This is a genomic window from Gilliamella sp. B2969 (assembly GCF_026536195.1).
GTDB lineage: Bacteria > Pseudomonadota > Gammaproteobacteria > Enterobacterales > Orbaceae > Gilliamella.
On sequence record NZ_JAFNOP010000008.1, the window covers coordinates 92,484 to 104,818 of the forward strand.

At 35.7% G+C, this 12,335-nt stretch carries 10 protein-coding genes and 1 tRNA gene; all 11 read right to left on the reverse strand.

The window, feature by feature from the left end:
* Positions 1-24 precede the first annotated feature (24 nt).
* The 11 genes from nlpI to prc all read right to left on the reverse strand — a co-directional run bounded on the left by nlpI (position 25) and on the right by prc (position 12,326).
* Positions 25-882, reverse strand: coding sequence for a lipoprotein NlpI (gene nlpI, locus J3U66_RS08625; protein ID WP_267333322.1), 858 nt, complete (start codon positions 880-882; stop codon positions 25-27).
* Between the two features lie 23 nt (positions 883-905).
* Complete coding sequence (gene pnp / locus J3U66_RS08630) at positions 906-3,020, reverse strand: polyribonucleotide nucleotidyltransferase (protein ID WP_416379567.1); 2,115 nt, start codon at positions 3,018-3,020, stop codon at positions 906-908.
* A 275-nt stretch (positions 3,021-3,295) separates the two neighbouring features.
* Positions 3,296-3,565, reverse strand: a complete 270-nt coding sequence (gene rpsO, locus J3U66_RS08635; RefSeq protein ID WP_065634359.1) for a 30S ribosomal protein S15 — start codon at positions 3,563-3,565, stop codon at positions 3,296-3,298.
* A gap of 149 nt (positions 3,566-3,714) precedes the next feature.
* Entirely contained in the window at positions 3,715-4,638 is a 924-nt protein-coding gene (locus J3U66_RS08640) for a LysR family transcriptional regulator (protein WP_267333321.1), read from the reverse strand.
* 326 nt (positions 4,639-4,964) lie between these two features.
* Complete coding sequence (locus tag J3U66_RS08645; protein WP_267348753.1) at positions 4,965-5,702, reverse strand: MBL fold metallo-hydrolase; 738 nt, start codon at positions 5,700-5,702, stop codon at positions 4,965-4,967.
* 1,369 nt (positions 5,703-7,071) lie between these two features.
* A complete protein-coding gene (locus tag J3U66_RS08650) occupies positions 7,072-7,824 on the reverse strand; it encodes a TSUP family transporter (RefSeq protein ID WP_065634356.1) in 753 nt (250 codons plus the stop codon).
* Positions 7,821-8,894, reverse strand: a complete 1,074-nt coding sequence (gene aroC / locus J3U66_RS08655; protein WP_267348754.1) for a chorismate synthase — start codon at positions 8,892-8,894, stop codon at positions 7,821-7,823. Before aroC ends, J3U66_RS08650 begins: the two co-directional genes overlap by 4 nt.
* Positions 8,895-8,923: 29 nt before the next feature.
* Positions 8,924-9,817: a 50S ribosomal protein L3 N(5)-glutamine methyltransferase gene (prmB, locus tag J3U66_RS08660; protein ID WP_267333317.1), complete on the reverse strand. Its 894-nt coding sequence runs from the start codon at positions 9,815-9,817 to the stop codon at positions 8,924-8,926.
* A gap of 154 nt (positions 9,818-9,971) precedes the next feature.
* A tRNA-Ser gene (locus J3U66_RS08665) sits at positions 9,972-10,059 on the reverse strand.
* 70 nt (positions 10,060-10,129) lie between these two features.
* Positions 10,130-10,219: a YnhF family membrane protein gene (locus J3U66_RS12930; RefSeq protein ID WP_416379566.1), complete on the reverse strand. Its 90-nt coding sequence runs from the start codon at positions 10,217-10,219 to the stop codon at positions 10,130-10,132.
* Positions 10,220-10,253: 34 nt separating this feature from the next.
* Positions 10,254-12,326: a carboxy terminal-processing peptidase gene (prc, locus tag J3U66_RS08670; protein WP_267333316.1), complete on the reverse strand. Its 2,073-nt coding sequence runs from the start codon at positions 12,324-12,326 to the stop codon at positions 10,254-10,256.
* Between the last annotated feature and the right edge of the window lie 9 nt (positions 12,327-12,335).

Consider the following 12,335-nt stretch of genomic DNA (forward strand, 5'->3'; position numbering starts at 1 on the left):
ACTTTTAAACTGGCATGACCCTTGTTACTTTTCTTTTTCTTCAAGTAACTTCATTTCGTAGAGTGCCTGTTGATGTTCAACAAAGTTATAAATATTATTAGCTAAAGCATATTTAAATAACATTTTGGCACGCTCATTATCACCTTTACTTTGATAATATTTACCTAAGTAAAAGTAGGCTTCACATAGGCGCTCAGCTAATTGCCGATTACTTTCTACACCTTGTTGAAGATTTTGCATCAATTTAGATTCATTAATTTTACCTAAATAAAATGCAACAATATCGCTACTATAAATCGTTTTATCATTAAGCAGATCATAACGTTTTTGTAGCTCATGCTGTGCAACTTTATTATCGATTTCTTTTTCGATCAGATAAAGCCACAAAATTCGAATGGGTTCATTCACATCATATTGATAAAATTGCAACGCATCACGATCTGCTGATTGATAATGCCCAGTACGGTACAACGTAATTGCACGATTTAAGTAGGCATACGCATAAGCAGGATCAAGCTCTAAGGTAGTATTAAACGATGCTAAAGCCGAATCGAAGTCACCATCGCGAAGTGCATAATTACCTAAAAAATTATACAAATCTGGAATTTCAGGATTAAAGCTTAGCAAATGTGTAAAATCACTGTATGCAAAAGCTTTAAAACCTAATGAATCGTAGACAATACCTCGCTCAAAAATGAGCTGCATACGTGTAATGGTATCAATATCATTTTGTGATAACTGCTGACTGAGCTGAGCAATTTTCAATTCATCCTCGTAAGAAACTTGCTCAGGAACAGCCAGTACAGGTAAAGAGTTAGAACAACCTGATAAAAGAATAACAGCTAGCAAAAAGCAGATAATTCTCAGGTTGAATAGTCTCATTTTAACTCCTAGTGAATGACATTTTATTCAGTAATTGGTGCGACATCAGCAGCAGGCTCAACAGCATCTTTCATGCTTAAACGAATTCTACCCTGCCGATCTATTTCTAATACTTTAACATTCACTTCTTGTCCAACTTTCAAGTAATCAGAAACTTTCTCAACGCGATGATCAGCAATTTGAGAAACATGCACAAGACCTTCTTTACCACCAATGATTGATACAAAAGCACCAAAATCAACAATTCGTGTCACTTTACCGGTATAAATTTTACCCAACTCAACATCAGCAACTAAATTATTGATACGATTCATTGCATCTTTAGCTTTATTACCATCAGATGCCGCAATTTTTACTGTACCATCATCAGTGATTTCAATCGTAGTACCCGTTTCTTCCGTTAAGGCTCGAATCGTTGCCCCACCTTTACCAATAATATCGCGAATTTTATCTGGATTGACATTCATGGTATAAATGCGAGGCGCAAATTCAGAGATCTCTTGACGAGGTTTATTAATTGCTTGCTCCATCACACCTAAGATATGTAAACGTGCACCTTTAGCTTGATTGAGGGCAATTTGCATAATTTCTTTAGTAATACCCTCAATTTTGATATCCATTTGCAGCGCACTTACACCTTCACGTGTACCGGCTACTTTAAAATCCATATCGCCAAGGTGATCTTCATCACCCAAAATATCAGATAGAACAACAAAATTATCGCCTTCTTTCACAAGTCCCATCGCAATACCAGCAACAGAAGATTTAATTGGCACACCAGCATCCATTAATGCAAGTGAAGCACCGCACACAGAAGCCATTGAAGATGAACCATTAGATTCAGTAATTTCAGACACTACGCGCACAGTATATGGAAACTCTTCTTTGCTTGGCATTACAGCTGCAACACCACGCTTAGCTAAGCGCCCATGACCAATTTCACGACGTTTTGGTGAACCGACCATACCTGTTTCACCAACTGAATATGGTGGGAAGTTATAATGAAGTAAGAAACGTTCTGTATATTCACCTGTTAACTCATCAATAATTTGTGCATCGCGCTCTGTTCCTAGTGTTGCAGTAACTAGTGCTTGCGTTTCACCACGCGTAAACAATGCACTACCATGCGTTCTTGGTAACACATTAGTACGAATATCTAGCGCACGGATCATATCTTTTTCACGACCATCAATACGCGGTTCACCAGCAATAACGCGTTGGCGAACAATTTGACTTTCTAATTCAACAATAATGTTAATGACTTGATTTTCATCGAGTTCTTCATCTTGTGCTTTTAACGTTGCTAACACATCGTCTTTAATGAGATCAATTTGTGCATAACGTGCTTGCTTTTCAGTAATTCGATAAGCTTCACCTAAACGATCTTTAGCCAATTCGGCAACAGCATTATATAAAGCTTCGTTCTTAGCTGGCGCAACCCAATCCCATTTTTCACAATTTGCTTTAGCAACAAATTCATTAATATTATCAATGACAACTTGTTGTTGATCATGGCCAAATACCACAGCTGCTAGCATCTGATCTTCTGAAAGCAGATCCGCCTCAGACTCAACCATTAATACTGCACTTTTTGTCCCAGCTACTACTAAGTCTAAACGGCTATGTGCCAGTTCTTTAACTGATGGATTAAGAACAAACTCATCATTAATAAAACCAACTCGAGCGGCGCCAATAGGACCATGAAACGGTACGCCAGATAAACAAAGGGCAGCTGAAGCACCAATCATCGCAACTAAATCAGGACTCACGTCAGGATTCACAGAAACAACTGTTGCGATAATTTGAATTTCGTTAACAAATCCTTCTGGAAATAGTGGACGAAGTGGTCGGTCAATTAAACGAGCAATTAACGTTTCGCCTTCGCTAGGACGACCTTCACGTTTGAAAAAGCCACCAGGAATACGACCGGCTGCATAACTACGTTCTTGATAATTAACAGTTAAAGGAAAAAAGTCTTGACCTTCTTTCACTTTTTTATCAGCAACAACGGTGACAAAAACAGCCGTATCATCCATATTAACCATTACCGCAGCTGTTGCTTGTCGAGCCATTATACCCGTTTCTAAAGTTACGGTATGACGACCATATTGAAATTTTTGATGTGTCGGATTAAACAAAACAATTTCCTCTTGTATTTTGTGTGTTGAAGTTTGAATTTGAACAAAAAGTAACATAACACGAATTAGGCTACTCACTTCAACAGTGTGGGGATATCAAACAAAAGATTATTTCACTGTCACGACTAATGACAAATCTATAAACTATAGAGCTCTCATTAGTCGCGCGAAACATGAGATACAATCTTTTATTTTTCCGAGCTCGATATTATATCAGAGTCCTAATTTTTCACAACGAAAAAGAGGCCTAAGCCTCTTTCCAAGTAGATAAGTTATTAGCGACGTAAGCCTAATTTTTGAATTAGTTGGTTGTAACGTTCGATATCTTTACGACGTAAATAATCTAATAATTTACGACGGCTAGAAACCATACGTAATAAACCACGACGGCTATGGTGATCTTTTTTATGCGCTGAAAAATGACCTTGTAAGTCATTAATACGTGCAGTTAAAAGAGCAACTTGAACTTCAGTTGAACCTGTGTCATTAGTACCACGACCATATTCGGCAACAATTTTCGCTTTCGCTTCTACAGTTAGAGACATAATAAACCTCTTAAAATTAATATTAATGATGGAATGTCCGATCTCTAATTCAGACATACCTCGATATTCATATAAACATTATATGAATTGTGCGCAATTATACTCAAATTTATTAAAATAGCAATTTGAATTATGGTCATTATTGCCTGCTACTTAAGCTTAAAACCATATTCTTCTTGTATCAGTTTTTTTAGTGCTTCTATATAGTTTTGTGCCGACATACTCAATTGCACTTTTTGAGAGGTAATCCAACCGATTAATATTTTTTCATTAACACTCAGTGGAATTGATAAAATATCAGAACCATTCAAATCGGTACTTAAAACCCCAGTGCTAATTGTGTAACCATTTAATCCATGTAATAAATTAAATAACGTTGCCCTATCACTCACATGAATGCTTTTTTTATGATAGACCGTACTTAAAATCTCTTCAGAAAAATAAAACGAATTATATTCACCTTGCTCAAATGATAAATACGGATAATCTTCCAGATCATGTAAGGTTAACGATTTCATCGCAGCTAAAGGATGATGGGTACTAATAAACACATGTGGATCGGCTTCAAACAAAGGATTAAATGTTAAACGATGCTCTTTAAGTAACCGCAATATGACTTTTTGATTAAAATCAGTTAAATAGAGTATACCCACTTCACTACGTAAATTAGCCACATCGGTAATAATGTCGTAAGTTCGCGTTTCACGTAAGGTAAATTCATATTCGTCAGTATGATTCTTCTTGATTAAATTAACAAAGGCATTCACAGCAAACGCATAGTGCTGGGTCGAAATGCTACATAGTTGCTTTGAGGGCGCCTTTTTAGCATAGTGCTGTTCTAATAACTCAGCTTGATCCAATACTTGTTTGGCATACCCCAAAAACTCTACTCCATCGGTTGATAAAGATACTCCCTTTGAAGTGCGTACAAAAATTTCAATGCCAAATTCGGCCTCTAACTCTTTAACCGCTGTCGACAAGCTAGGTTGGGTAATATATAAATTTTTAGCCGCTTCATTGATGGAGCCTGATCGAGCTATTTCTAAAATATAGCGTAATTGTTGTAATTTCATAACGTGAATTGATAAAGTTTTTTCAGCAAATCATTTGCCTTGATATAATTAAGAATATAACAGATATTAATGATTATAAGATAGACAAACTTAAAAAAATTAAATCAGATAATAATTAGTCCATTTTTATCTAAAACATTTTTTAAACATTATCCAACTAATGAAAAACACGCAATAAATTTCCTACCTTTGATTTTTTCATCCACATAATGCACATAGCAGGCTTTTGCAACTCATCATTCACTTTTTAATTAAAAAAGTATTAACTAACACCGCGTATTTTATATTAAGAATATCGGTATCAATAGTAAACATTATGCTTGTGTTTATGGATTTTCGATTAAATCATTGTCTAAAATCAGTCTATCTTGCCAGTTACCTTTATAACTGCCGCCATGATAACAAATCATCTCATCAATATCATAATTCATCAGATCTTTTATAGAACTTTGGGCTTGAGCCAAATCATAAGCAAACTCTGGAAAAGGTATAACTAATTTATCATTAACCAAAACGAGTGCATCACCCGCTATCAGGGTTTTATTTTCCTTGATATATAACGATATGTGACCTTGGGTATGCCCAGGCGTAAAAATAACCTCTACCCCTTCACCAATAGGTAAAACTTGATGGTTGAGCAAAATATCATCTACCTTAACACCTTCTATATTTTCTAATATTTTATGAAAAATCAGTGCTTGTTGCTTATCATTATCCGACAAGAAAGGATATCTTTTTTCTGCTTGCTCTAAACGCAATGGTTTTTTATGCTTTTCTATATAGGCTTTTTCTATACTTGATGACAATATTTGAATATGAGGAAATCTTTTCTTAAATTCTGCTAACGAACCAATATGATCGAAATCATGATGCGTAATGATAATATGAGATAACTTATTTAAATCAAGATCACTCTTTTTTGCTGCTGCTTCAAATAACTCAAACTGACAAGGATACCCCGCATCAATTAAGATCATATGACTATCATCTTGTATAATGACAGGATTAATTATCTGCTCAATACCGTTATATTCGAATTTTATAGCAAGTACAATTATTTTCATTTTATGCTCACCTTATTCGATACTTATATCCGTAAGTTAATTAGCCTGTATTGGTATTATTGAACCACGCTATGTATCACTATCCCTTACTGACAATATAACATATGGTTAATCAATTAACTGTTGATTTTTATCATTCATATACCTTCTACATTTTAGCAATACTTAACAAACAGACAAAAATTTTACCTTCATTGTTAATAAAGCTTAATCTTTCTTGTTTTTATAAATTGTAAAAATAAGCTGTGATAAAGGTATTTAATAATCAGTCTAAACAGATTTTTTGAGCAGAAATTTTGCTATATGGAGTTTAACAAGATTGAGTTGTCTGAATACAAAAAAAGACTATATGCCTCGAATGTTAAAGGCCTATGTATTAATTGTGTGTTGCTTAAAGCACATCAAAATATCTATTTATGTGTGGTTATTAGCTAAAACAAGCTTGGTGATAGTTGATATAAAGTTGGAATAAAGGCACATAATGACAATTTCATAGTTAACTCATTTATTTTAATGAAATACGTTAAGGCATTTTTATAGCTTTAACTAAAGACTTCCTGCGGTTAGGCTATTAAACCGTAAAAATCTACTTCCTCAAATTTTTGCTTTTTTTAACTACCTACACGGTATTGAGCAACTTAATTAAATACAAAGAATTTAAATTGGCTTTCTAAACTACCTACACGGTATTGAGCCACCCCCAACTTTTAATGTTTTCCGTTCTTCATTTCTAAACTACCTACACGGTATTGAGCTAGAACAACGCATACTATAATCGCCTTTGGCATAAAGGTAAATATTGTTTTATTACTTAAAAACCCTTTTTTTCTACTGTTTTGTAACGCTTTGATTTTATTTATCTTTAAATTCAGCGAAAAAAAAGGGTAAAAACGATGAGGTAATTATTGATAATGTTTAAATGATATTGACTTGAAACAGTCTGTTTGAAATCGAATGCGATCAAATTATAATTGATAATTACTCTGCTCGATAATTTATTTAACAATGTTAAAAATACATCAATTACTTTTTATTCAAAACAGTAACAACTACCATTGATAAACAAAAATATATTTTAAATCGCAACGTTAAGGAAGTGTGTCAAATATTCTTGTTAGCTTTGAGTTTATATGGATAGCTGCACATTATGACCATTACATTGAAACAGTGCATTAGGTATATTAAGATCGTTTACTGCAAAAGTATTGAAATTGTTGAAGTCGTTCTATTAGTTTAGCTTAAATATATTTATGTTATAACGATTAAAAATTCTGAATCTTTTGTGTCCCACGTTTTATTAGCTAAATATATTAAAACAAAATTTATCATCAATTACGGTTAGCTAACAATCAAAAGCAAAATCTAATCATCAGAAGAAGTTCTCATAAATCAACTTAATACTCATAACTGTAGAAACAATAATCAACATTGGTCTTATTAATTTTCTTCCTTTCGCAATAACCATTTTAGCGCCTAATCTTGCGCCGATGAATTGTCCGACTAACATGACTAAACCTATCGACCAGACCACTTGTCCGCCCATAATAAAAAATAACAATCCCGCTAAGTTTGAGGTAAAGTTAAGCACTTTGGTATGCGCAGTTGCTTTTGTCAGATTAAATCCGGCAAGGGTAATATAGGCTAAAGCATAGAAGGAACCGGCACCGGGTCCGAAAAAGCCGTCATAAAAACCAATTGCTAACGCCGGAATAAGGGCAAATTGTAGGGTGGTCAGGCGGCTTTTGCGGTCTTGTTCTCCGATTGTTGGTGAGAGTAGGAAATATAACCCAACACTGATCGTTAATATCGGTAATAATAGTCTTAGAAAATCGGCTTGTATATGCATCACCGAAACAGTACCAACTGCGGAGCCGATAAAGGCGAAGATAATTGCGATTTTTTGTTCTCTAAGATTAACCATGCGCTCACGGATAAAGTAGAGACTAGCCGAGAATGATCCACCACAACTTTGTAACTTATTAGTCGCTAAGGCACTAGCCGGCGGTAAACCGACTGCCAATAGTGCCGGCACGGTAAGTAGCCCTCCTCCACCGGCAATTGAGTCGATAAATCCCGCTAAAACTGCTATGGCAAACAGCAGAATAAGGAGTTCGTAATTCATAGCGGATTCACATCACTGCATTGAGCACGATAACGAAGGTAGTGATCCATTAAAACAATAGCAACCATTGCTTCAGCGATGGGAACCGCTCTTATTCCGACACATGGATCATGCCGACCATGCGTCGATACTTCAACGGCTTCACCTTGTACATTAATCGATCGACCTGCAATTTCAATGCTTGGTGTAGGTTTTAAGGCAATGTTGGCTAAAATGGTTTGTCCTGAGCTGATACCGCCTAAGATGCCACCGGCGTGGTTGGATAAAAAACCTTCTGGACTAATCTCGTCGCGATTTTCGCTACCACGTTTAGTAATAACAGCAAAGCCATCACCTATTTCGACCCCTTTAACTGCATTAATACTCATTAATGCATGGGCCAATTCAGCATCTAACTTATCAAAAACTGGTTCACCCAGCCCAACCGGTACATTTTCAGCGACAACAGTGACTTTCGCACCAATTGAATCACCCTCTTTTTTTAATTTTCTTAATAATTCATCAAGTTGCTCAAGTTTACTTTCATCAGCACAAAAAAAGGAATTTTGTTCAACTTGTTGCCAATCTCTTAATTGACATTCAATATCACCCATTTGAGCTAAATAACCACGAATAGTAATGCCGAGTTTTTCGTTTAAATATTTTTTAGCTATAGCACCTGCCGCAACACGCATTGCTGTTTCGCGCGCCGATGATCGACCGCCACCTCGGTAATCACGTGTGCCATATTTTTTTTGGTAGGTGTAGTCAGCATGACTAGGGCGAAAGATATCTTTAATTTTGCTATAATCTTGTGAACGTTGATCGGTATTTTCAATCATCAAACCGATACTGGTGCCGGTTGTGACACCATCAAAAACACCTGATAATATTTTAACTTGATCTGCTTCGCGGCGCTGCGTAGTATAACGAGAAGAACCAGGACGGCGACGATCGAGATCGTGCTGCATATCGGATTCAGTTAAAGCAAGTCCCGGTGGTACACCATCTACAACACATCCTAATGCTATGCCATGTGATTCGCCAAAAGTGGTGACTTTAAATAACTTACCGATCGAGTTTCCAGACATAAATTTTATTTCCAATGATTAATAACACATTATTTAAAATAGTGGTGAAATTCTATTAAGGTTTGACACGATATTGAAAATACACCAAGTCCACCATGTTCAAACGTTATCCAATTGAATGGAATATCAGGATATTGTTCTTGCAAACTGATCCAACTATTTCCTACTTCACATATTAAAACACCATTTGGTGTTAGATAATTGACGGAATCACGTAAAATTCTTTTCACAAGATCTAAGCCATCAACGCCCGCTTCTAATGCCAATTTAGGTTCATATAAAAACTCATCAGGGAGATCACGCATGTCTTCGTCATCAACATAAGGAGGATTTGAGACAATAACATCATATTTTTTAACCGGCAGATTATCGAATAAATCCGATAATATCGGCGTTACTTGAAATTGCATTTCATGTAATTCAATATTCGTTTGCGCAACATCTAACGCCTCTAATGATATGTCAGAAATATCAACTTGCGCATCAGGAAATGCATATGCACAGGCAATACCAATACAACCGCTACCTGTACACATATCTAATATTGAATTAGGCTCAGTTGTTAACAAGTTGGAAAAGTGATTATCAATTAATTCACCAATTGGTGAGCGCGGTATCAACACCCGCTCATCAACATAAAATTGGTGACCACAAAACCAAGCTTGATTGGTTAAATAAGGCGTTGGAACCCGATCTTCAATGCGTTTTTGAATCAGATCCAGTAACTGTTGTTTTTCAGACTCAGTAAGACTGCTGGCATAAAATTCTGGCGGAATAAATAATGATAAACCTAATGTTGTTAAAATAAGCTGCTTGGCTTCATCAATCGGGTTATCAGTTCCATGACCTAAATAGATATCAGACTGGCTAAATTGGGAGGTTGTCCAGCGTATAAAGTCCTGAACAGTGCGTAAGTTTTCCATAATGGCTCCAAATATTCTAGGAGGAGGAAGGTTCTACTCGTCACTTTCGGTCTTGTTAACGTGAATGCATATTGTCAAAGTAACATTGAAAGTCACTCCTGACAGTTAAAACCTGACGGCTTTTATCCTTCAATGACTAAATAATAAAAATTTATGGCGGTGAGGAAGGGATTCGAACCCTTGATACGTTGCCGTATACACACTTTCCAGGCGTGCTCCTTCAACCACTCGGACACCTCACCAAAATTTCTCAACCCGCTAATTAAAGCAGGTTGCATACTATAATGATCACAAGCTAATTAATCAAGCTTTTTAATTCATTACAACAATAGTACCAAATGCGGCTAAAACAACTAGTATAGCGACAACAGTTACTAAAGCAAATTTCAAATTTGTACACATGTTTATTATCTCCAATTATTTGTTGAACCCAGCTTTATTTAATTGATTGATCTAATGAAATAAATCCACTTACGGGTTGACTAACATCAATTTTTGGATAGTTAGGCGCTAAATCTAATAGAATTTCAATCGCTTCATTTAAATAAGCATCGGGTATTTTATAGTCCTTAGGTAAATCGTCTAATTTAGCGATGGCTGGTTTTCCTTCACGAGCCAAGCGTTCATTCATTCTTTTTAGATCACGATCATCATAAGTTTTTCGCTCTGCTTCACGCGATTTTTTGTTCAACGAAACAATGTACTGACGATCCTTCTTGTTATTAAAATCACTGATATCTTGTTCAAGATAGATAAATTCAGGATTTTTAGCTATTCGCGTTAAATGCTTAGCCGTTAAATCAGGTAGAAGCGGTTTAACATTAGCAACAGTCAAATATTCAGACGAAGGAATTTTATCCCATGGCATAGCATTATCTAAGAACCGCTCGCCCGTTTCGTCCATATATTTAGTTTTACTCATTTCAATGTCAGGCTCAACCCCTTTCAGTTGGGTACTGCCACCGTTTATACGGTAAAATTTTTGTACAGTATATTGCACACCGCCAAGTTCAGGCCAATTGGGATGTAATCTTGAATCAGAAGGATAGGCAATATTACGAGAAGTTTGTACCGTGCCTTTACCATAAGTTGTTTCACCAACAATAACAGCGCGTCCATAATCTTGCATGGCTGCGGCGAAAATTTCAGAAGCCGAAGCGCTATATCGATTGACCATTACAACAATAGGGCCTGCATAGTCGGCACCTTTATTTTTATCGTCGTAAACGACAACTTTTTGTAAATTATCGCGAACTTGTACTACTGGTCCATTGTCAATAAATAATCCCGTTAGGGTAATAACTTCAGCTAAAGAACCACCGCCATTATCACGTAAATCAATAACTAATCCTTGCAGTTGTTCATTTTTTGCTTGCAATAATAGATCGTGGACTTTATCTGTTAAACCCATATAAAAACTTGGAATCTCAATAACACCCACTTTTCCACGTTCATTATTGATAATTTTTAATTTGGCTTCACGATCTTCAAAATGAATCTTATCTCGCGTTAGTTCAATAATTTTAGATTTACTATTATTACCTGCTGGTAAAATTTCTAATCTAACTACTGTACCTTTTGGACCACGAATTTTATCGACAATATCGTCTAAACGCCAACCGATAACATCTTCAATAGCTGAGTTTTTTTGACCAACACCGATAATTTTATCGCCAACAGCTAGCAACTTACTTTTTTCAGCCGGCCCACCAGTGACAAAAGACATGATGACAGTATAATCATCTTGTTGGCTGAGCGTTGCGCCAATACCTTCAAACGATAAACTCATTTCAGAATCAAAATCACGTTTTGAACGCGGTGCTAAATAACTGGTATGCGGATCAATTTCACGTGCAAAAGCATTCATAAACACTTTGAATGCATCTTCATTATTGGATTGTAAAATGGTTTTTATAACACGATTATATCGTTTGGTTAGTGCTTCACGAATTTGTGCTTCATTTTTACCAGATAAAGACAAACTGAGCTCGTCATATTTAACACGTTTATCCCAATAGGCATCGAGTTCTTTTTCAGAAGTTGGCCAAGCAATATCTTCACGTTTAAAATCAATTTCGTCATTATTGGTGAAGTCCATTGGGCGCTTCAAAACCTCAAGAGCATATTTATAACGATCATAACGCTTTTGTAAGGCGAGATTATAAATATCGTATGCAGTTTTCAAATTACCATCTAATAATTCTTGTCCTAGCGAATCTTGCCTATTTCGAAAACTATCCACATCACTTTGAATAAATATTGCTTTGCTACCATCAAGCATTTTGAAATAACGATCAAAAATTTTAGCCGAAAAAGCACCATCTAAAGCAAAATTACGATAATGTGCTTGAGTAAAATAGTTAGTAACTCTTCTCGCCACAACTTGGTGTATATCATCTTGTTTAAGAACAGGTATTTGCTCGTTATTAACTTGCTTAGCCTGCGTACTTTGGCTAACAATACATAAAACAAGGCTTAATTTGATAACAACTTTGAGTAATTTATTCATGCAAATTCT

Coding starts and splice junctions, on each gene's coding strand:
- J3U66_RS08645 (WP_267348753.1), bottom strand. CDS start 5,702: ATGAAAATAATTGTACTTGCTATAAAATTCGAATATAACGGTATTGAG.
- rpsO (WP_065634359.1), bottom strand. CDS start 3,565: ATGTCTCTAACTGTAGAAGCGAAAGCGAAAATTGTTGCCGAATATGGT.
- J3U66_RS12930 (WP_416379566.1), bottom strand. CDS start 10,219: ATGTGTACAAATTTGAAATTTGCTTTAGTAACTGTTGTCGCTATACTA.
- nlpI (WP_267333322.1), bottom strand. CDS start 882: ATGAGACTATTCAACCTGAGAATTATCTGCTTTTTGCTAGCTGTTATT.
- prc (WP_267333316.1), bottom strand. CDS start 12,326: ATGAATAAATTACTCAAAGTTGTTATCAAATTAAGCCTTGTTTTATGT.
- J3U66_RS08640 (WP_267333321.1), bottom strand. CDS start 4,638: ATGAAATTACAACAATTACGCTATATTTTAGAAATAGCTCGATCAGGC.
- prmB (WP_267333317.1), bottom strand. CDS start 9,817: ATGGAAAACTTACGCACTGTTCAGGACTTTATACGCTGGACAACCTCC.
- aroC (WP_267348754.1), bottom strand. CDS start 8,894: ATGTCTGGAAACTCGATCGGTAAGTTATTTAAAGTCACCACTTTTGGC.
- J3U66_RS08650 (WP_065634356.1), bottom strand. CDS start 7,824: ATGAATTACGAACTCCTTATTCTGCTGTTTGCCATAGCAGTTTTAGCG.